Here is a 24,349-nt window from a genome sequence, read left to right as displayed (position 1 = left end):
AATTTTCCCAGGGATAGCTACATCCATCTGGTGGACATATCCACAGGAATCCGTACACCTGCAAGGAGAAGAATATGAGTAACGTAAAAGTTGTTGATGTCATTATTCGCAAAACGGCGGAGAAAACGAAATTAACCGGAGAGGGCAATCTCTCGGTCTCTATTTCATCCCCGAGCGTGATTGAAATCCAGGGCTCTGCTCAGGACGTGGCGCGCTATGTCCGCCAGGGTAAAGACCTTCTCATTTATATGAAAGATGGCAGCGTGATCCGCTGCAATAACTATTTTGTTGAAGATCCTGAGACGCACAACCAGTCAGAGCTGGTGTTCAATGATAATCAGGAGCTGACTCATATCTCTTTTGCCGATGCCGGGGAAGCGTCAGGCGTTGCCGTCACTGAATTAACCGCGCAGGCCGCACCGATTAGCAGCATTGAACCTTTCCTGGAGCAGGGAAGCGTCTTAAGCGATGCGCCGTGGGGCTGGATCGCCGGTGCGGCGTTAGGCGGCGGCGCTATCGGCGCGCTGCTGGCTAACGGGGGTGATGGCGAAACCAAAATTAAAGTTATTGATAATACGAAAGAAGTAGAAAGCGCGACGCCAACATTTTTGCTGACGGACAAAGCGGGTGACAAGCAGGGGGTGCTGAGTGCAAAAGAGGTCACGGATGATAACACCCCAACCTTTAGCGGTACGGGCCAGCCCGGCGCAACCATTCAGATCAAAGACAGCAGCGGCAGCACCATCGCCAGCGCCATGGTCGCGAAGGACGGCACCTGGACGGTAAAACTCCCGACCCAGGCTGACGGGGAACATACCTGGTCCGTCGTGCAGATCGACGGCAGCAAAACCACCTCTGCGGGCAGCATCACCGTGACCGTGTCGACCGCAGACGCCACCGTGACGCTCGCCACGACGGCGGGCGATAACGCGATCAACGCCAGCGAACAGTCCGCGGGCTTCACGCTCTCCGGCACCAGTAAAAACCTGGCGCAGGGTACGGCGCTGACCGTCACGCTGAACGGCAAAACCTATTCCGCAGAGGTGGGGGCAAACGGCGCGTGGAGCGTGAAGGTGCCTGCCGCAGACGCGCAGGCGCTGGGTGACGGTACCTGGACGGTCAACGTAAGCGGAAGAGACGCGGCGGGCAATACCGTCAGCGGCAGCCAGACGATCGGCGTTGATACCGCTGCGCCAACCCTGTCCGTCGATACGATCGCGCAGGACAACATTATCAACGCGGCGGAACACAATCAGCCGTTGACGCTGACGGGGAAAACCGACGCGGAAGCGGGCCAGATTGTGACGGTCACGCTGAACGGCAAAAACCACACCGCGACCGTGGGCAGCGACGGCACCTGGTCCGTCACGCTTCCGGCCAGTGAAGTTCAGGCGATGGCTAACGGCGAGCACTCCCTGACGGCCAACGTCAGCGACAAAGCGGGCAACGGCTCTTCCACCACCGCCGATTTCACGGTTGATACCGCAGCGCCCGTTGTGACGATCAACACCGTCGCGGGCGACGACATTCTGAATACCAGCGAGCAGGGCCAGGCGCAGATTATTTCCGGCCAGGCAAGCGGCGCGGCGGCGGGCGATGTGGTGACCGTCACCGTCGGCGGCCAGACCTATACCGGCGTGGTGCAGGCGGACGGCAGCTGGAGCGTCGGCGTGCCTGCCTCCGTCATCGGCGCGCTCGGTGAGGGCAGCCACGCGATTTCCGTCTCCGTGACCGACGCGGCGGGCAACACCGGCAGCGCGACGCACGGCATTACGCTGAGCGGCAACCCGCCGGAATTCACGATTGACGCCATCAGCCAGGATAACGTCCTGAATGCGCAGGAAGCGATGCAGCCCCTGAGCCTGAGCGGCACCAGCAACCTGCCGGACGGCAGCGCCGTCACCGTGACGCTAAACAACGTCAGCTATCAGGCCACCGTTGCAAACGGCGTCTGGTCCGTTCAGGTGCCGGTTTCCGACGTGCTGAATCTGGCGAACACCCTTTACACCGTCAGCGTCAGCGGCACCGACAGCGTGGGTAACAGCGGCTCCGCCGGGGCAAATCTGCTGGTCGATACCGTGCTGCCGCAGGTGATCATCAACACCTTTGCGGGCGATAACCTGGTCAATAATGCAGAAGTGGCGGTTGATCAAACCCTCAGCGGACGCGTCACGGGCGCGGCGGCGGGTGATACCGTCTCAATCACCGTAGGCGGCAAGAGCTACACCGCGACGGTTGGCGGCGATCTGACCTGGAGCGTGAAAATCCCATCGGCGGATCTTCAGGCGTTTGGCGACGGCGATTTGACCTTCAGCGCCTCCGTAACCAATGCGCACGGCAATACCGGTACCGGCGAACGCGATATCAACATCAACGCCGCGCTGCCGGGCCTGCGAGTGAATACCATTTCCGGCGATGACGTGATCAACGCCATCGAGCAGCAGCACGATCTGACCGTCACCGGCTCCAGCACCCACCTGGCCGCGGGTACGCCGATCGTCGTCATCATTAACAACGTTGAGTATAACGCCGTGGTGAACGCCAGCGGCAGCTGGCAGATTGGCGTCCCGGCGGCGGACCTGCAGGCCTGGACGGCGGGTGAGGTGACGGTCAACGTCAGCGCCGAGGATGCCTGGGGCAATACCGTTGCGGCTGAACACCCGATTGAACTCGACCTGAACGCCGTGGCGGTGACCATTGATACCGTCTCCAGCGATGACATGCTGAACGCGGCGGAAAAAGGCGCAGATTTAACCCTCTCCGGCCAGACGCAGGGCGTGGAGCCAGGGCAGACCGTGGTGGTGAAATTCGCCGACCAGACCTTTACCGCGCAGGTGCAGCAGGACGGTTCCTGGAGCCTGAACGTGCCGGCCAGCGCGATGGAAACCCTGATCGACGGGCGTGCGCAGGTGAGCGTCAGCGTGACCAACGTCAGCGGCAACAGCGCGGACGCCGCGCGCGTGGTCACGGTGGATACGCAGCCTCCGGCCATTACGCTTGATAACCTGACCGACGACAACATCATCAACGCGGCAGAAGCGCAGCAGGATTTAGCCTTAAGCGGTACCAGCACTGCGGAAGCGGGACAGACGGTCACCGTGACGCTGAACGGCAAAACGTATCAGACCACCGTCCAGACGGACGGGACCTGGGCGTTGAACGTACCGGCCGCCGACGTGGGTGCCCTGACGGATGGTCCGGTGACCGTGACCGCTACGGTCAGCGACGTGGCGGGCAACAGCAGCAGCGCCGATCGCGTTGGTCTGGTGGATGCCACCGTGCCGCAGGTGACCATCAACGAATTTGTTACCGACACCAACACCGTTAACCAGCTCGCCCATTCGCAGGCGCAGATCCTCAGCGGCTCCGTCACCGGCGCGGCGGCGGGCGACCGGGTGACCATCACCATTAACAGCGTGGATTACACCACGGTGGTGGATGCATCGGGCAACTGGAGCCTCGGCCTGCCCGCGTCCGTCGTGCAGGGTCTGACCGACGGCACCTGGACCATCGACGTCTCCGTGACCGACCGATCCGGCAACACCGGCAGCAGTTCGCTGGACGTGGTGGTGAACACCGTAACGCCTGTTATCGGTATTAACACGTTGGCGGCGGACGACGTGATCAACGCGACCGAGAAGGGCGAAGATCTGCTGCTTTCCGGCACCAGCAACCAGCCGGAAGGGACCAGCATCACCGTTAACCTGAACGGCATCAACTACACCGCCACCACCGACGCCAGCGGTAACTGGAGCGTGACCGTGCCGGCCTCTGCCGTCAGCGCGCTGGGCGAAGCCCATTACACCGTGACGGCGAGCGTCACCGACAGCGTGGGCAACAGCGCCTCTACCTCACACGATGTGCTGGTGGACAGTTCGCTCCCGGTTGTCACCCTCAACACCCTTGCGGGCGATAATATCGTTAACGCAGCGGAGGTGGCGGCAGGACAAACCCTGACCGGCAAGGTGGCTAACGCGGCGGCAGGTGACACTGTCACTATTATCCTTGGCGGACAGAGTTACACCGCCACCGTGCAGGACGATCTGACCTGGAGCCTGCCGTTAAGCGAGACCCAGCTCACCGCGCTCGGCAACGGCGAACTTACCGTCTCGGCAAGCGTCACCAACGCGCACGGCAATACCGGCGCATCATCGATGGACTTTACCATCGACGCCCAGCTGCCGGGCCTGCGCATTGATACCGTGGCGGGCGATGACGTTATCAATATCATCGAACACGGCCAGAACCTGATTGTCTCCGGCTCCAGCACCGATCTGGCATCCGGCAGTACCGTGACCCTGACCATCAACGGTAAAGATTATTCCGCAACGGTACTGGCGGACGGCACCTGGCAGGCGGCGGTCCCGGCGGCCGATGTGTCCCAGTGGGCCGACGGCTCGCTGGATATTAAAGCAAGCGCGCAGGATGCCTCGGGCAACCCGGTGAACATCGGCACCGTGGTGGACGTCGATCTGGCGCCTGTCGCCATCACCATCAGCAGCGTGACCGACGATAACGTGCTCAACGCGGCGGAAAAGGGCCAGGACCTGGTGCTGTCCGGCACCACCTCCAACGTTGAAGCGGGTCAGACCGTGACCATCACCGTCGCGGGTAAAACCTATACCACCACGGTGGATGCCAACGGCGACTGGACCTGGACCGTACCGGCTGCCGATCTGAGCGGCCTGAAGGACGGTGACGCCAGCGTGCAGGTCAGCGTCACTAACGTGAACGGCAACGCGGCGTCTTCGGCGCAGGAATTCAGCGTCGATACCGCCGCGCCGACGGTGACCATCAACACTATCAGCGGCGACAACATGCTGAACGCGGCAGAGGCCGCGCAGGATCTGACCCTGAGCGGCACCTCTACTGCCGAAGCGGGCCAGACGGTCACCGTGACCTTCAACGGCAATCAGTATACCGCGCAGGTGCAGGCGAACGGCAGCTGGACGCTGGACGTCCCGGCGGCGGATCTTGCAGGAATTACCGACGGCAGCGCGGCGGTCACGGCGACCGTGTCCGATAAGGCGGGCAACCCGGCCAGCGCGGGTGCATCCGTGCTGGTCGACACCACCGTACCGCAGATTTCGTTCAACATCGTGGCGGGCGACGACGTCGTGAATATCGCCGAGCACGGCCAGGCGCTGATCGTCTCCGGCAAGGTGACGGGCGCGCAGGCGGGCGACCTGATTACCGTCACCCTTAACGGCAAAGACTACACCGCGATGCTCGACGCCTCCGGCAGCTGGAGCGTGGGCATTCCGGCGACGGACGTGGGCGCGCTGGCAAACGGCGACCAGACGATTTCCGCAACCCTCACCGATAAAGCAGGCAACAGCGCCAGCGCGACGCATGAGTTTGACGTCTCCCTGACCGCGCCGGTAATTGCCATCAATACCCTCGCGGTTGACGACGTGATCAACGCGACCGAGAAAGGCCAGGATCTGCAGGTGTCCGGCACCAGCAACCAGCCGGACGGCACCACCATTACCGTAACCCTGAACGGAATCAGCTATACCGCCACCGCCGATGCCAGCGGGAACTGGAGCGTTACCGTTCCGGCGGCAAACGTCTCTGCGCTGGGCGAAGCGAGCTACGCGGTTACGGCAGGCGTGACCGACGCGGCGGGCAACAGCGCAAGCGCCAGCCACAGCGTGCTGGTCGACAGCGCGCTGCCGCAGGTGACCATTAATGCGGTTGCCACCGACGACGTGATTAACGCAGCGGAAGTGGCTGCCGGGCAGACCCTGAGCGGCAAAGTGAGCGGTGCGGCTAGCGGTGACACTGTCACCATTTCAATCGGCGGCAATACCTATACCGCGACGGTTCAGGACGATCTGAGCTGGTCGGTCAACGTGCCGTCCACGGTCTTAACCGCCATCGGTAACGGCGATCTCACCGTGTCCGCAAGCGTCACCAACGGCCACGGCAACACCGGCAGCGGCGAGCGCGACATCACCATTGATGCCAACCTGCCGGGCCTGCGCGTCGATACCGTGGCGGGCGACGATGTCATCAACAGCATTGAGCACGCTCAGAACCTGATTATTACCGGCTCCAGCGAAGGCCTGGCAACGGGCGCGGCGTTAACGGTGACCGTCAACGGCAAAACCTACGCGGCCACCGTGCTGGCGGACGGCACCTGGACGGCGGCCATTCCGGCTGCGGACGTCGGGGCGCTGAGCGCGGGCACGGTCACCGTGACCGTGGACGGCCAGAGCGCGGCGGGCAACCCGGTTTCCATCAGCCACGACGTGAAGGTCGATCTGGCGACGGTGGCTATCAGCATTGACGCCATAGCGACGGACGACGTCATTAACGCCGTCGAAAAGGGCGCGGACCTGGTGCTTTCGGGCGCGACGACCAACGTGGAAGAAAACCAGACCGTTTACATCACCTTAGGCGGCAAGTCTTATACCGCGAAGGTCGATGCCGACGGTAACTGGACGGCCACCTTGCCGTCTGCCGATCTGGCAGGCCTGAAGGACGGCGACGCCAGCGTGCAGGTGAGCGTGACCAACGTGAACGGCAACAGCGCCTCGGCGGGCCGCGAGTACAGCGTGGACGCCACCGCGCCGACGGTGTCTATCGAGATCGTCAGCGATAACAACATCATCAACGCCGCCGAAGCGCAGCAGGATCTGGTCGTTAACGGCGTCTCAAACGCCGAAGCGGGCCAGACCGTCACCGTGACGCTGAACGGCAAAGACTACACCACCACCGTACAGGCTGGCGGCGGCTGGAGCGTGACCGTGCCGTCTGCGGACGTGGGCGCGATTACCGACGGCAGCTACACCCTCAGCGCCGCCGTCACCGATAAGGCGGGGAACCCGGCCTCTGCAGGCCGCGACGTGCTGGTCGATACTACGGTGCCGCAGCTGACCATCAATACCGTTTCCGACGACAACGTGATCAACAGCGCCGAGCACGCGCAGGCGCTGATTGTCACCGGTTCCGTGACCGGCGCGGCGGCGGGCGACGTGGTAACCGTCACCATTAACAGCAAACATTACACCGCGACCCTGGACGCCTCTGACAACTGGAGCGTGGGCGTGCCTGCCGCAGACGTCGGTGCACTGACCGCCGGGGATTACACCATCACCGCGGCGCTGACCGATAAGGCCGGAAACAGCAACAGCGCCACGCGCGATGTTGAAGTCAACCTGACCGCACCCGCGCTGACCATCGACACCGTTTCCGGTGACGACGTGATCAACAGCACCGAGAAAACGCAGGATCTGACCATCGCAGGCTCGGCTTCCGGGCTGGAAGCGGGCGCGGTGGTAACCGTGATGCTCAACGGCAAAGCCTACAGCGCTACCGTGAATGACAGCGGCCTGTGGACCACCACCGTTCCGGCGAGCGAGGTGGGCCAGCTGGGCGAAGCGCTTTACACCGTCACCGCCTCCGCAACGGACAGCGTCGGCAACAGCACCAGCGCGTCGCATACCGTGAACGTCGAATCCGTGCTGCCCGGCGTGATCATCAACACCGTCGCGGGTGACGATGCGATCAACGCCTCCGAGCTGGCTACCGGCCAGACCATCAGCGGTAAGGTGGTGAATGCCGAAGCGGGCAACACCGTGACCGTGAAGATTGGCGGCAACACCTATACCGCCACGGTACAGGACGATCTGACCTGGTCCGTTAACGTGCCGGAATCCGACCTGACGGCGCTGGGCAACGGTGATTTGACCGTGTCAGCCAGCGTGACCAACGGCGTGGGTAATAGCGGAACGGGCGAGCGCGAAATCGTTATAGACGCTAACCTGCCGGGGCTGCGCGTCGACACGGTGGCGGGCGATGACGTGATCAACAGCATCGAACACGGACAGAACCTGATTATCACCGGTACCAGCGACGGGCTGGCGGCGGGCGCGGCGCTGACCGTGACCGTCAACGGCAAAACCTATCCGGCCACCGTGCTGGCGGACGGCACCTGGAGCGCGGCGATCCCGGCGGCGGACGTGGGCGCGCTGGGCGCAGGCACCGTTACCGTAAGCGTTGCGGGCCAGAGCAGCGTCGGCAACCCGGTTTCCATCAGCCACGATGTGACGGTGGATCTGGCGAGCGTTGCCATCAGCATTGACGCCATCGCCACCGATGACGTGATTAACGCCGCCGAGAAGGGCGCGGATCTGGTGCTCTCCGGCACCACCTTGAACGTGGAGGAAAACCAGACCGTCTCCATCACTTTTGGCGGCAAGAGCTACACCGCCACGGTGGACGCGGAGGGCAAATGGACCGCCACGGTACCGTCGGCGGATCTGGCTGGCCTGAAGGACGGCGACGCCAGCGTGCAGGTGAGCGTCAGCAACGTGAACGGCAACAGCGCCTCTGCGGGCCGCGAGTACAGCGTGGATGCCACCGCGCCGTCCGTGACCATCAATACGATTGCAACAGACGACATCCTCAACGCCACGGAAGCGCAGTCTGACCTGGCGATTTCCGGCACCAGCACCGCCGAGGCGGGCCAGACGGTCACGGTATCGCTGAACGGCAAAGACTATACCGCGACGGTCAGCGCGGACGGCAGCTGGACGCTGAACGTACCGGCGGCTGACCTGGCAGGATTAACCGACGGCAGCGTCACCGTAACCGCGAGCGTCAGCGACAAGGCGGGCAACCCGGCGTCCGTTGACCACAATCTGGCGGTGGATGTGACCGTTCCTGCGGTGACCATCAACACCGTGGCGGGCGATGACGTGATTAACGTGGCTGAACACAGTCAGGCGCAGATCGTCAGCGGCTCCGCCACCGGCGCGGCTGCGGGCGACAAGGTCACCGTCACGATTGGCGGCCAGACTTACACCACCGTGCTGGACGCGGCGGGTAACTGGAGCGTGGGCGTACCGGCGAACGTGATTTCCGGCCTCAGCGACGGCACCGTGACCGTGACGGCGTCCGTCACCGACGCGGCGGGCAACACCGGCAGCGGCACCCACAGCGTGACCGTCGATACCGGCCTGCTGTCGGTCAACTTTAACGCCATCAGCGATGACAACGTCCTGAACGCGGTGGAGAAAGGACAGGATCTGAACGTCAACGGCACCAGCGCCAACCTGGCGGAAGGCACCCTGGTGACCGTGACCCTGAACGGTAAAAACTACACGGCCACGACCGCGGCGGACGGTACCTGGAGCCTGACGGTTCCGGCGGCGGATCTGGCCGGTCTCGGTCAGGCCAATTACACCCTGAACGCGACCGCCACCAACGGCGTGGGCAACAGCGTGAGCAACACCGCGAACCTGCTGGTGGACACCGCGCTGCCGACCGTCACCATCAACACCGTGGCGGGCGACAACGTCATCAACGCGGCAGAAGTGGCGGCAGGCCAGACCCTGAGCGGTACCGTGGCGAACGCGGAAGCGGGCAATACCGTTACCGTCACCATCGGCGGCAACACCTACACCGCGACGGTGCAGAACGATCTCACTTGGTCCGTGAACGTGCCGTCTGACGTGCTGACCGCGCTGGGCAACGGCAGCCTGAGCGTGACGGCGACCGTCACCAACGGCCACGGCAACACCGGCAGCGGCGAGCGCGAGATCGCTATCGATGCCAACCTGCCGGGCCTGCGCGTGGATACCGTGGCGGGCGACGACGTGGTGAACAGCATCGAGCACAATCAGAACCTGATCGTTAACGGCTCCAGCGACGGGCTGGCGCCGGGCACGGCGCTGACCGTCACCGTCAACGGTAAAGACTACGCGGCCACGGTGCTGGCGGACGGCACCTGGAGCGCGGCGATCCCGTCCACCGACGTCAGCGCGTGGCCGGAAGGCACCGTGAAAATCAGCGTTACCGGCGACAGTACAGCGGGTAACCCGATTACCATCAGCCACGATGTGACGGTGGATCTGGCGAGCGTTGCCATCAGCATCAACGCCATCGCCACCGACGACGTGATTAACGCGGCGGAGAAGGGGGCGGATCTGGTGCTGTCCGGTGCGACCACCAACGTGGAGGCCGGACAGACCGTGACGCTGAGCCTGAACGGCAAAATCTACACCACCACCGTGGGTGACGACGGTCGCTGGACCTACACCGTACCGTCGGCGGATCTGGCGGGCCTGAAGGACGGCGACGCCAGCGTGCAGGTGAGCGTCAGCAACGTGAACGGCAACAGCGCCTCGGCGGGCCGCGAGTACAGCGTGGATGCTACCGCGCCGTCCGTGACCGTTAACACTCTGGCGGCCGACGACATTCTGAACGCCGCAGAAGCGAAGAGCGATCTGACCGTGTCCGGCACCACCACCGCCGAAGCGGGCCAGACCGTGACCGTGACGCTGAACGGCAAAGACTACACCACAACCGCAGGCGCGAACGGCAGCTGGACGCTGAACGTACCGGCGGCTGACCTGGCAGGATTAACCGACGGAAGCGTCACCGTGACCGCGAGCGTCAGCGACAAGGCGGGCAACCCGGCGTCGGTCGATCGCACTCTGACGGTGGACGTGACCGTGCCTGCGGTCACCATCAACACCGTGGCGGGCGATGACGTGATTAACATCACCGAGCACGCTCAGGCGCAGATCGTCAGCGGCACCGCCACCGGCGCGGCTGCGGGCGACAAGGTCACCGTCACCATCGGCGGTCAGACGTACACCACCGTGCTGGACGCGGCGGGTAACTGGAGCGTGGGCGTCCCGGCAAGCGTGATTTCCGCGCTGCAGGACGGCACCGCGACGGTTACGGCGTCGGTCACCGACGCGGCGGGCAATACCGGTTCCGGCAGCCATAACGTGACCGTCGATACCGGCCTGCCGTCCGTGGGCTTTAACGCCATCAGCGGCGATAACGTCCTGAACGCGGTGGAGAAAGGTCAGGATCTGAGCGTTACCGGCACCAGCGCCAACCTGGCGGAAGGCACCGTGGTGACCGTGACGCTGAACGGTAAACAGTACACGGGGACAACCGCGGCAGACGGAAGCTGGAGCCTCACCGTTCCGGCGGCGGATCTGGCGGGCCTCGGCGAAGCCAACTACACCCTGAGCGCCGCCGCCACAAACGGCGTAGGCAACAGCATCAGCAACACCGCGAACCTGCAGGTGGACACCGCGCTGCCGACCGTGACCATCAATACTGTCGCAGGTGATAACGTCATCAACGCGGCGGAAGTGGCCGCAGGCCAGACCCTCAGCGGCAAAGTAGCGAACGCGGAAGCGGGCAATACCGTTACCGTCACCCTTGGCGGCAACAGCTACACCGCAACGGTGCAGAACGATCTCACCTGGTCCGTCAACGTGCCGGAATCCGTCCTTACGGCGCTGGGCAACGGCGATTTGACCGTGTCGGCGACCGTCACCAACGGCCACGGCAACACGGGAACGGGCGAGCGCGAGATCACTATCGACGCCAGCCTGCCGGGCCTGCGCGTGGATACCGTGGCGGGCGACGACGTGATCAACAGCATTGAACATACTCAAAACCTGATTATCACCGGCTCCAGCGACGGGCTGGCGACCGGCACGACGCTGACGGTCACCGTTAATGGTAAAACCTATGCCGCTTCCGTGCTGGCTAACGGCACCTGGAGCGCGGCTATCCCGGCGGCAGACGTCGGGGCCCTGGCAGCAGGCACGGTGACCGTCACCGTGGCAGGCCAGAGCACCGCGGGCAATCCGGTCACCATTAGCCACGATGTCACCGTCGATCTGGCGGCGGTGGCCGTCAGCATCAATTCCATCGCCACCGACGACGTGATTAACGCGGCGGAAAAAGGCGCGGATCTGGTGCTGTCCGGCAGCACGTCCAACGTGGAGGAGAACCAGACCGTCACCATCACCTTTGGCGGCAAGTCCTACACCGCGAAAGTGGACGCCGACGGTAGCTGGACGGCCACCGTGCCGTCTGCCGATCTCACCGGTCTTAGAGACGGCGACGCCAGCGTGCAGGTGAGCGTCACCAACGTGAACGGCAACAGCGCCTCGGCGGGCCGCGAGTACAGCGTGGATGCGACCGCGCCAGGCGTGAGCATTGATACGGTTGCAGGCGACAACGTGATTAACGGCAGCGAAGCGGCTGCGGGCGTGGACATTTCCGGCACCACCACGGCGGAAGTCGGCCAGACGGTGACCGTGACGCTGGGCGGTAAGAGCTATACCGCGCAGGTGCAGCAGGGCGGCGTCTGGAGCGTGAACGTGCCGGGCACCGACCTGTCCGCGCTGGCGGACAACGGCTATACCGTGCAGGTCAGCGTGAGCGATGCCGCGGGTAACCCGGGCAGCGCGGGCAAAGCAATTACGCTCGATACCACGCCGCCGACCGTCAGCTTTAACGTCGTGGCGGGCGATAACGTCATTAACAGCGTCGAGCACGGGCAGGCGCAGATCGTCAGCGGTACGGCAACCGGCGCGAGCGTCGGGGATAAGCTGGTCATCACCATCGGTTCGAATCAGTACACCACCACCGTCGACGCCAGCGGCAAATGGAGCGTGGGCGTTCCGGCCAGCGTGATTTCGGCCCTGAACGACGGCACCGTGACCATCAGCGCGACCATTACCGACGGCGCGGGCAACAGCAGCACCCAAACGCACGACGTCGTGGTTAACACCGCATCGGTTGCGCTGACCGTCAACACCGTTAGCGGCGATGACGTGATCAACGCGGCGGAGGCGGGCAGCTCGCTGGTGATTAGCGGCTCAAGCGCGCAGTTCGCCAGCGGCACGCAGGTGACGGTAACCCTGAACGGCAAAACCTATACGGCCACCATTCAGAACGACGGTACCTGGACCACCACCGTGCCGGTCGCCGACGTTGGCGCGCTGGCCGACGGCGCGAGCTATCAGGTTACTGTTTCTGCCCAGGACAGCGTGGGCAACAGCGCCTCGGCGACGCACGGCATCAGCGTGGATACCACCGCGCCGGTCGTGAGCATTGCGGCGCTGTCGGGTGACGATATGCTGAACGCGGCGGAAGCACAGCTGCCGCTGACCGTTCACGGCTCTTCCAGCGCGGAGGCGGGGCAGACCGTGACCGTGACGCTGGGCGGCAAAACCTACACCGCCACCGTCGCGAACGACGGGACGTGGACGCTGGATGTTCCGGCAGCCGATCTGGCTGCGCTGAGCCAGGGCGCGCTGACGGTGACCGCCTCGGTCGACGATAAAGCGGGTAATAACGGCCAGACCACGCACACCTTAACGGTCGATACCGTCGCGCCAACCGTAACCATCAGCACCGTGGCCGATGACGATATCGTCAACAACGCGGAGCAGCTGGCGGGCCAGACCATCAGCGGCACCACCACCGCGGAACAGGGGCAGACGGTCACCGTCTCCTTCAACGGCCACAGCTATCAGGCGACCGTGGCGGCGAACGGCACATGGTCAGTCTTCGTGCCGGGTCGGGATTTCCTCGGCCTGAGCGACGGGGATTACACCATCACCGCTTCGGTAAACGATAAGGCGGGCAACCCGGGCAGCGCAACGCACGACGTGACGCTGAACGGCGATGTCCCAACCATCACCATTAACACCTTTGCGCAGGACGATATCGTCAACGCCGCCGAGCACGGTACGGCGCTGGCGATCAGCGGCACCACCGACGCCCCGGCGGGCCAGACGGTGACCATTACGCTGAACGGTAAAACCTACGCGGCGACCGTGCAGAATGACGGCACCTGGAGCTATACGGTCGGCAGCGCAGACGTGACCGCGCTCGCGGACGGCGGTTCGTACGTGATTAACGCGCAGGTGAGTAACACCATCGGCAACAGCGCCAGCGACAATCACACCGTCACCGTCGATCTGACCGCGCCGTCGATGGGAATTACGATTGATTCCCTGCAGAATGACACCGGCCTGAGCGCCAGCGATTTCATCACCAACGACGCTCAGGTCGTGGTCAACGGGTCGCTGACCGCGCAGCTCGGCAATAACGAGAAGGCGCAGATCAGCCTCGATGGCGGGGCCACCTGGATTGAACTGACCGTGACCGGCACCGCCTGGCGCTACGCCGATGGTCGTACCCTGACCGACGGCACGTACCAGTACCAGGTGCGCGTGATCGATAACGCCGGGAACGTAGGGGCAACGGACAGCCAGGACGTGGTGATTGATCTGACGAAGCCTGCGGCGGCGACCATTACCGTGGATTCCGTAACCCAGGATACCGGTCTTTCCGGCAGCGACTTTATCACCAGCGACAACCAGATCAGCCTCAAGGGCACGCTCGGCGCGGCGCTGGGCAGCGGCGACCACGCCCAGATCAGCCTCGACGGCGGCGTCACCTGGACCGACGTGAGCGTCAGCGGCCTGACCTGGACCTATGTCGATGGCCGCACGCTGGCCGACGGGGATTACAACTACCAGCTGCGCGTGATTGACGACGCGGGGAATATCAGCGCCACCACAAGCCAGGTGGTGACCATTGATACCGTGGCGCCGGACGCCAGCAAAACGATCGCCATCGACAGCATCAGCGATGATACCGGCCTGAGCGGCAGCGACTTTATCACCAACGATACGTCCCTGACGCTGCACGGCTCCCTTGGCGCGACGCTGGCCGACGGCGAATATGCCCAGATCAGCATCGACGGCGGGGGGACCTGGCAGAACGTGAGTGTGACCGGCAACAGCTGGTACTACGTGGACGGCCGCACGCTGGGTAACCAGACCTACGACTACTACGTTCGCGTGGTGGACGCGGCGGGCAACGTGGGTTCAAGCGCCCATCAGCAGGTGACCGTCGATACGGTCGCCCCGGACGCGGCGATTACGGTGACCGTGGATAACATCACCGTGGATACCGGTTTCGACAATAACGACTTCCTGACCAGTTCGACCTCGTACACCCTGAACGGGACGCTCGGGGCGGAGCTGGGTGCAGGTGAGAACGTGCAGGTCAGCATGGACGGCGGCACGACCTGGGTGTACGCCACCGTAAGCGGTACGCAGTGGCGCTACAGCGACACCCGTACCCTGAGCGACGGCAGCCATAACTATCAGGTGCGGGTCGTTGACCAGGCGGGGAACGTCGGGGCTACCACCGCGCAGGACGTGACGGTGGATACCCAGGCGCCGCAGTACGGCATCACCATCGACAGCATCAGCGAGGACACCGGGCAGTCCAGCAGTGATTTCATCACCATGGACACCACGCTCACCGTTAACGGCTCGCTGGGCAGCGCGCTGGCAAGCGACGAGCGCGTGCAGATCAGCCTCGACGGCGGCAATACCTGGACTGACGCTACCGTCACTAACCAGCGCTGGAGCTACACCGATACCCGCGATCTGGCGGACGGGGATTACACCTATCAGGTGCGGATAATCGACCAGGCGGGCAACGTCGGTTCGACCTCGTCGCAGGTGGTGACGGTCGATACCACGCCGCCAGCCACGGTCGGCACGGTGGTGAGCTACACCGACGGGGAAGGCGAGCGTACGGGCACCTTCGGCAGCGCCGTCGCCACCGATGACGACTCTCCGCTGATCAACGGCACGCTTAACCGCGCCCCGGACGACGGCGAGATTGTGCAGCTCTATCGCGACGGCGTCCTGCTGGGTCAGGTGACGATGAACGGCAGCGCAAGCTGGTCCTATCAGGACAACGGCCTGCTGGACGGCAATCACACCTACATTCTGCGCGTGACCGACAAAGCCGGTAACTACACGGAATCCGACGGCTTTGTGCTGAACGTCGATACCAGCATCCCGACCACCACGGCGGCGATTACCGCCCAGACCACGTCGGATACCACGCCAATTATCAACGGCACGGTGTCCGCGGACCTGGTGAACGGGGAATACCTGGTGGTGATTGTGAACGGCAAAACCTACACCTCGCAGACCGGCGGCGCGGTAGTGGTCGACCCGGATCACAATACCTGGTATCTGCAGATCCCGGACGGCGATGCCCTGGGCGTGGCGAGTTACAGCGTGACGGCGCAGGTGAAGAGCAGTGCGGGTAACGGCAATACCACCGGTACGGCGAGCGGCAGCCTGGTCATTGATACCACCTCGGTGAATACCGACTGGGCAACCACGGCGGGGAACGGCAACAACGCCACCATGACCCTCGGCACGAACAGCAGCGGGCTGTGGAATATCATTGCTAACGGACAGTCTTATTCCAGCAGCGATAATTCAACCTACGCCGGCAATACGCTGACCAACACCCGTGGTTATTACGTGGTAAGCCAGACGGCGGCCGACTTTGACCGTAACGGCACGCAGGACATCTTCGCGACCGAGAACACCTACGCAGGCTCTACGCAGGTTATGTGGACCTACGATGGCAGCACCTACAATGCCAGCCAGCTGGCGATGGGGACCACCATCTGGTTCGGCGGCGTGATTGCCTACGACAAAACCGGCGATGGCTATCTGGACTTGGCCTACGGCGATGCCGGTATGGACTCCCTGACCTACCTGGTGAATAACAACGGCGTGCTGACGCCGGACGGCACCGGCGGGGAAGGCGGTTTCTACGGCCAGTTCGACTCCGGGCGTGAGATCTCCGGCGTCGACCTGAACAACGACGGTACGGTGGATATTGTGCAGCACACCAACCGCAGCGGCGCGTACTCGTTAACCGTGATCAACAACAACGGCAACGGCACGCTCTCCATCGGCCAGAACCTGACCAACGTGTTTGTGGCGAACACCTCGAACTCCACCACGGCGGCATCCATGACGTGGGCGGACTTCAACGGCGATGGCTATATGGACCTGTATCTGGGCAGCAGCTACAACAACAACGGCGGCGTGATCTACTACAACGACGGTACCGGGAAACTTTCCACGACCAAGAGCGCGGTGGAAGCCTCTAACGCCACGGCGGGCTATCTGTCCGTAGCGGTAGACTGGAACGGCGACGGGCAGATGGACATCGTCAAGCTCAGCACCTACGGGGGCTCGCAAACCGCAACGCTGTTTACCAACAACGGCTATGGCTCAACCTGGACCTCAAGCCAGCTGGCTTCCGGCCTGGCGAACGTCACCGGCGTGGCCGCCGTCGACTACAACTGGGACGGTTCGAAGGATCTGCTGGTGTCCCAGCAGAACGGCAAGGTGGTGCTGGTGCAAAACAACGCGAAGATTGCTGACGGTACCGCGATGCATCTGCACATTGTCGACAGCGAGGGCATCAACGCCTACTACGGTAATACGATCAATCTGTACAACGCGGCGGGCGTGCTGGTGGCGTCGCAGATCGTCAACGCCCAGTCCGGTATCGGCTCGAACGATACCTCTGCGCTGGTGAGCTTCTACGGGCTGGATCCGAATGAGACCTACTCGGCGGAGATCGTGAAGATTACTAACGGGGTATCGGATAACGTCACCTGGACAGGTCTGGACGCGGGCAACGGTAAAGAGGGCTATGTCCTCACTGCCGAAGCCGCCACCGGCGGACACAGCGGAACTATCACCGGGACCGGGTATAACGACACCTTTATCGCAGAGGATGGCACCTATACCTATAACGGCTCCGGCGGCTGGAATACCCATTCCGACTACGACACCTGGAGCAATACCGGCGGCATGGACGTGGTGGATTACCGCAATGCGACCTCCGGCGTTACCGTTGACCTGCGCCTTTCTACCGCGCAGGACACCGGGTTCGGTACGTCACGACTGCTGAACATTGAAGGGATCAACGGCTCGGACTTCGACGACGTCATTACCGGCAACAGCGGTGATAACCAGTTCGAAGGCCGCGGCGGGAACGACACCTTCAATATCGGCAGCGGCGGTCACGATACCTTGCTCTACAAGCTGATCAACGCCACGGATGCGACGGGCGGTAACGGTCACGACGTGGTGAACGGCTTCACCGTTGGCACCTGGGAAGGCACCGCGGACACGGACCGTATCGACCTGCGCGACCTGCTCTCCGACAGCGGCTATACCGGCACCGGCTCGGCGAGCTATGTCAACGGCGTGGCGACGCTGGACAGCAGCGCGGGCAACATCGCCGACTATATCCGCGTGGTGCAGAACGGCAGCAACACCGAGATCCAGGTGGATCTGGACGGGACGGGCGGCCAGTTCTCGCCGACCACCCTGGTCACGCTGAACGGCGTGCAGACGGATCTGGCGACGCTGCTGGCGAACCATCAGCTGTTAATTGCGTAAAACACCGCCGCGGGGAGCGATCCTCGCGGCTTTTTGCGTTTCTTTACATGAATAGTCATAACCCTATTTTTCATAAGATTATTTTGCCGGTTCGTTTAGGAATTGTTCGATTTCTAATCATCCCGGAAGGGTATCATTTCAGTGCGGAATAATCGCCCTGAACAGGACGTAGCATTATGAAGACACACCCACAGTACGAACCCTGGCTGCAGGGCATGCTCATTATCGCGAAGCATTATCGGCTGGATTTTTCGGCAGAGCATGTTCGGGTCACGATTAACCATGAAAGTCAGTCTCCGCGCCAGCTGGTGCTGGAGGAGATGGCGCGCCAGCTTGGGCTGGGGATGCGTTGGGTGGCGGCGGAGGCGGTATCCCTGGACCCGTGGCGTTTACCGCTGCTGGCAGAATTCACCGGCGGCCAGATTGCCGTTATCAATCGTATGGATAGCGAAGGCAACGTCAGCCTGCAGTTTAGTGGCGACGGCGGCCTTGAGACGACGCTCACGCGTGAGGAGCTTGGGCCACGTCTGAAAGGGCTGATGGTGTTGCGTCCGCTGGAGTCCACGCCGGACGCGCGCGTGGATGACTACATCAAGCCGTACGAGAAAAACTGGTTCTGGCAGCTCGCCCTGAAGGACTGGCGTCGTTACAGCGACATTATGCTGGTGGCGCTGGTCGCCAACGTGCTGGCGCTCTCGGGCATGGTCTTTTCCATGCAGGTATACGACAGGGTGGTGCCGTCGCAGTCGGAGGCCACGCTGTGGGTGCTGTTTGGCGGCGTGATGATCGCCATCGTGTTTGAATTCATCATGCGCATGCTGCGCGTGCATATTTCGGACGTAGTGGGGAAACGCGCCGACCTGCGTATTTCCGAGCGCGTTTTTGCCCACGCGCTGCGGATCAAAAACGGCGCGCGCTCTAAGTCGACCGGGTCATTCATCGCCCAGATCCGCGAGCTGGAGTCGGTGCGCGAGCTGATCACCTCTACGACCATTGCGGCCATCTCCGATCTGCCGTTCTTCCTGCTGTTCGTCTTCATTCTGTGGATGATTGGCGGCCCGCTGGTGCTGGTAGTGTTACTCGCCGTGCCGCTGCTGCTGATCCCCGGCCTGCTGGTGCAGCGCCCGCTGGGGAAACTCTCCAGCGAAGGGATGCGTGAATCCGCCATTCGCAACGCTACGCTGGTTGAAGCGGTGCAGGGGCTTGAGGACATCAAGCTGATGCGCGCCGAGCAGCGCTTCCAGAATCAGTGGAATAACACCAATGACGTGGCCGCCAGCGTCGGCATGAAGCAGCGCTGGCTGACGGGGCTGCTGCTTACGTGGACGCAGGAAGTGCAGTCCATCGTCTACGCGGTGGTGCTGCTGGTGGGCTGTTACCTGGTCATCAGCGGCGACATGACCACCGGTGCGCTGGTGGGAACCTCGATTCTGGCGTCGCGGACCATTGCGCCGCTGTCGCAGATTTCCGGCGTGCTTTCACGCTGGCAGTCGGCAAAAGTCGCGCGCAAGGGGCTTGATGACCTGATGCAGCGCCCGATTGACGATCCGCAGTACGGCAAGAAGGTGCACAAGGCCCACCTGCGCGGCGATTACGCCCTCGAGGACGTAGGGTTCTGGTACGACGAGGAGGAGAAGCTCACCGTGCTCAACATCGGCAGGCTGAAGATCCGCGCCGGGGAGCGCGTCGCGGTGCTCGGGCGGAATGGTTCGGGTAAAAGCACGCTGCTGCACCTGCTGGCGGGGATGCAGGAGCCGCAGCAGGGCAGCATCCTGCTGGACGATATTGCGCTGAATCATCTGGACCCGGCTGACGTGCGCCGCGATATGCAGCTGCTCAGCCAGCAGGCGCGGCTGTTCTTTGGCTCCGTGCGCGACAACATCCTGATGGGCAACCCGCTGGCGACCGACGATGAGATCCACCAGGCGCTGGTGAACAGCGGCGCGCTGGAGTTTGTGCGCAAGCAGAAGATGGGGCTGAACTACATCATCAACGAAGGCGGCGCGGGCCTGTCCGGCGGGCAGCGTCAGGCACTATTGCTGGCGCGCGCGCTGATTACGTCGCCGAACATTCTGCTGCTGGATGAACCTACCGCCTGGCTGGACGAGGTTAGCGAGAAGCAGTTTATCCAGCATCTTCACCAGTGGCTGGGCAAGCGCCGGACGCTGGTGGTGGCGACCCATCGTCTGCCGATTCTGGATCTGGTCGACCGCATCATTGTCCTGGAAAGCGGCAAGGTCGTCATGGATGGCCCGCGCGACGCCATCCTGAGCCAGCACGGCATGGCGGCGCAGAAAGCACCGCAGCGTACCGTCACCCTGAAAACGGAGGGCGTGGCATGAATGATTTCTCCCGCTTTAACAGCCGGCTGAAGGAGCCGCGTCTGCCGCGATCTACGCTTGTCGCCTGGTCGCTGTTTGCCCTGCTGGTCGTGTTTATCACCTGGGCGAGCCTGTTCCATCTGGATGAAGTCACCACCGGCAGCGGCAAGGTGATCCCGTCCTCTCATGAGCAGGTGATCCAGTCCCTGGAAGGGGGGATTATTCACAGTCTGCTGGTGCGCGAGGGCGATATCGTCGAGCGTGGTCAGCAGCTTGCCCAGCTCGATCGGACAAAAACCGAGTCCAGCGTGCTGGAGAGTGAATCCCGGCTAAACGCCGCGATGGCAACGGCCGCGCGCCTGAATGCCGAGGTGAACGACACCGCGCTGGTATTCCCGACGGAACTGGATGATGACGTTGAGCTGGTTAAACAGGAAACCGCGCTTTATCAGTCGCGCCGTGAAAGTCTCGAAAAAGGGCTGGCGGGGCTACGCCAGGGCGCAGAGCTTGTGCAGCGCGAACTGTCCCTGACGCGTCCCCTGGTCACCCAGGGCGCGGCCAGCAAGGTTGAGGTCCTGCGTCTTGAGCGTCAAAAAAATGAGCTTGAGAGCAAAATCACCGAGATGAAAAACCAGTACTACGTTCGCGCCCGGGAAGAGCTGGCGAAAGCGAATGCCGAAATGGAAGCGCAGCGGTCGGTCATGAAAGGGCGGGAAGACTCGCTGACGCGCCTGACGTTTAATGCGCCCGTGCGCGGGATCGTAAAGGATATCGACGTAACGACCGTCGGCGGCGTCATTCCGCCGAATGGAAAACTGATGAGCCTGGTGCCGCTTGACGATCAGATGCTCATCGAAGCGAAAATTTCGCCGCGCGATGTCGCCTTTATTCATCCTGGCCAGAAAGCGCTGGTGAAAATCACCGCCTATGACTACTCCATCTACGGCGGTCTTGAAGGTGAGGTCACGATGATTTCACCGGATACGCTTCAGGATGAGGTGAAAAGGGATGTTTATTACTACCGCGTTTACATCCGTACCGACAGCAACCATCTGACGAATAAGCAGGGTAAAACCTTTCCGGTATTTCCGGGCATGATCTCCACCGTAGATATCAAAACGGGGAGCAAAACCATTATCGATTATCTGCTGAAGCCGCTGAACAAAGCAAAAGAGGCAATGCGGGAAAGATAAAAAAACCGGCGTTCGGTTATCCGAACGCCGGTGCTGTTATACCGTGGAGGTCATGCTAAGCGTGGTGCGTCTCTCTTTGGGAACAACGTTAATGTAATGCGTCACGTAGGCAAAGTAGAGCCCGGCATAATTTTCGACAAGCTCAATAAATGAGGGATAGACCGACATGCGACCGTCGCCCCGATCTTTAAGGTAGCCTGACTCCTGAGCCGTTTTCATTATCCGGTTTACGTGGATCCGCGAAACAAAAAATTCCTTTGCAAGCGTGCTGGCTGAATAATCAATTATGGCACCGTGTGCGGTTTTATTTTTAACGGCCTGCAGATAGATATACAGCATAATCATACGCCCTCCGTCTTTATCGATAAATAACCCTACTTCGGGTAAAACCTTTCTGAATGTTAATCCCCGAAACAGGTATTCTGCTGCTCGGCGGAAAAAATTATTTCTTAAAGCATCGTTATCTAAAAGGTTGACGTTAATGTTGAAGGCTGGATACAAAATACTGACAGGTATAAAAGCGCCAGACATATAGCGTTTAAGTTCATCCAGCCCTTTTTGCGTTGGTGCAATTATAGTTTTGCGCCGGTCTTCCGTGCATCGCCAGGTCTTAATGCGTCCGGTCGTGCGAAGTAACGTGATGATTGCAATGACGCTGTTCGGGCTGGCTATCTGATATCGAGAGCATAACTCCTTTATCTCGGAAACTGACTCGGCCTGATTACCAAATATAAAGCAACACATTGAAAGGATAATGTTGAATCGGGATTCCTGAAGCATTGTCTTGTAGAACAAGGGTTGTTTTTTGTAGATGGTGTCATTTATTTTGTAGTGCTCTAATATTGCTTCGCTAAATCGAGGGTTATTCTTGATGACATCTCTTCGATGTAGCAAAGCCCTGGATGAGATATGATTATCCATGGCATTTCTCTCTTGTTTTAACGAACTGATGAAATGAAGTATCCAGTCTTCTGTTCGGCAACGTCATTATACCCTGCAAATGAGATATTTACCGTCGTTATTTGAAAAGATTGTTATATTTATGCTGCGTATGAATTCGAGGGTTGATTAACACAAAGATGTTCTGCCTCTTAGCGTTAATTAATGTGTATAAAAATGCGGGTGTACTGTAAGATTATTTTTACAAAAGGTTAACGTTAACATTCGCACATTCGTAAATAGACGCTTTCGTTTTAGCAGTGATTCTTTTCTGCCAGCGGAATCGTGCCTTTTACCCAGGAGCAGCTTATGGCCCAAAATATGTATCACGAAAATACTGCTTGTCATGAGCAAGAGTTTGTTATCTCAACCTGTGGCTTTACGTTTCAGGGATATAGCTTGTTTCTTAAGGAGCAGGGAATAGGCGCTTCGCGCATCCAGTTTGATGCGGACGACGTAAGGCAGCAGGATGTAAAGAATATGCTGTTAAATCATGATGCTATCATTTCAGTTTTTCTTGGCAGAGATATTGTCAACCTGCTTGAAAGCTTAAAGAAGCTTGCTTCGGTTCTGAATGCGCTGCCCGTCATAAAGCGGGTTACGCTCTATGGAACAATACCGGACAGCTGGTTACAACAAACGCTTGGCAGCCTTTTGAATAGCAAAAGCAAATTGTCCCGGATTCGAATCGCCTCTCTTTCGGATATTATAGAATGTGTGAAAAACAACCCAAAGGCAGTAAAGAATTGCGCGCGCTTATTGCGCGAGGGAAACCTGGCTTATTCTTATAAGGATAGTTTGAAAGGCCTGACGAAACGCGAAGTAGATGTATTATTGAATTTCTACCGCGGAATGACTGTGAAAGAACAATGCAAAATAATGGGCTTGTCAGATAAGACAATCTATACGCATCGAAAGGAAGGAATACGAAAACTTCATCATATCCGTCTGTGGTTGAACGATCCGAATGCGTTTAAAATGGAGTGCGCTGGCGGTCGAAAAATTGAAAAAGAGGCGCTAACCAGCCGGGAAGCTGAGGTATTTAACGCGTTGCTTAAAAGAGAAATATTCCCTGCGTATCAGATTATCACCGATCGCTATAAAAAGGGAGTCGGCTTTGAGATCCTCTTGCGCTGGAATCAAAACGGTAAGATCCTGAAGCCAACAGCCTTTTTATGTGATATTTCCAACGTCGAAATTTGGTTGAAAATAACGGCGCTCGTTATCCACGCGGCCGTTTCCGGGATTAACAAATACAACGGGAAATATTATTTTTCAGTGAATATTCCACCGCCGTTAGCAACGGGAAATGCGCTCCCCGGAATGGCAAAAAAGGCGACGGAGATGCTGCTTAACCCGCAGTGGTCAGAGAAGCTGGTGTTTGAATTTGCTGAAACCATTGACGTCACAAAGGATCATACGATCCCCGAAACAATGCAGCGTTTGCGTAATACCGGCTGTCGATTGTTCCTGGATGATTGTTTCTCAAGCCACCATACCTTATTTCCCGTCCGCCACGTTCATTTTGATGGGCTTAAGCTGGATCGTGATATCGTCGACAATTTTGTCGCCAATGACAATGATTATAATCTTATTAAAGCGATCCAGTTTTATAGCGATATGACCGGAAGTGACTGCATTGCGGAAGGTGTCGATAGCGAAGAGAAATTCGATAAGCTTGTTGCCTTAGGCGTGAAAAGCTTTCAGGGATATTATCTTTCAAAGGCGGTTAAGGAGGAGGAGTTGGATCGCATGGTGAGGTTGTTTAGCTAAAATAATAATGGCGCTGGTGGGCGGTGAAGTTCGCCCACCAGCG

The 24,349-nt window shown here is 60.5% G+C and carries 5 protein-coding genes; 4 read left to right on the top strand and 1 reads right to left on the bottom strand.

Features of this window, described 5'->3' with window-relative positions; all coding sequences use genetic code 11:
- The first annotated feature begins 74 nt into the window (after positions 1-74).
- The 3 genes from E0L20_RS03565 to E0L20_RS03555 all read left to right on the top strand — a co-directional run bounded on the left by E0L20_RS03565 (position 75) and on the right by E0L20_RS03555 (position 21,594).
- Entirely contained in the window at positions 75-18,080 is an 18,006-nt protein-coding gene (locus E0L20_RS03565) for an Ig-like domain-containing protein (RefSeq protein WP_131632718.1), read from the top strand.
- Between the two features lie 176 nt (positions 18,081-18,256).
- A complete protein-coding gene (locus E0L20_RS03560) occupies positions 18,257-20,422 on the top strand; it encodes a type I secretion system permease/ATPase (protein WP_131632717.1) in 2,166 nt (721 codons plus the stop codon).
- Positions 20,419-21,594 carry an HlyD family type I secretion periplasmic adaptor subunit gene (locus E0L20_RS03555; protein ID WP_131632716.1) on the top strand — a complete coding sequence of 392 codons (1,176 nt, stop codon included), beginning with the start codon at positions 20,419-20,421 and terminating at the stop codon, positions 21,592-21,594. The genes E0L20_RS03560 and E0L20_RS03555 overlap by 4 nt, the downstream gene beginning before the upstream one ends.
- 36 nt (positions 21,595-21,630) lie before the next feature.
- Here E0L20_RS03555 and E0L20_RS03550 read toward each other — a convergent pair whose 3' ends face one another.
- Positions 21,631-22,515, bottom strand: a complete 885-nt coding sequence (locus E0L20_RS03550; RefSeq protein ID WP_131632715.1) for a MarR family transcriptional regulator — start codon at positions 22,513-22,515, stop codon at positions 21,631-21,633.
- Positions 22,516-22,842: 327 nt separating this feature from the next.
- On the opposite strand from E0L20_RS03550, the gene E0L20_RS03545 reads away from it, so the two are divergent.
- A complete protein-coding gene (locus E0L20_RS03545) occupies positions 22,843-24,306 on the top strand; it encodes an EAL domain-containing protein (RefSeq protein ID WP_131632714.1) in 1,464 nt (487 codons plus the stop codon).
- The last annotated feature ends 43 nt before the right edge of the window (positions 24,307-24,349 follow it).

The sequence above is a fragment of the Enterobacter wuhouensis genome, from assembly GCF_004331265.1.
In the GTDB taxonomy this organism is placed as follows: domain Bacteria; phylum Pseudomonadota; class Gammaproteobacteria; order Enterobacterales; family Enterobacteriaceae; genus Enterobacter; species Enterobacter wuhouensis.
This window is presented reverse-complemented; position numbering and strand designations above follow the sequence as displayed.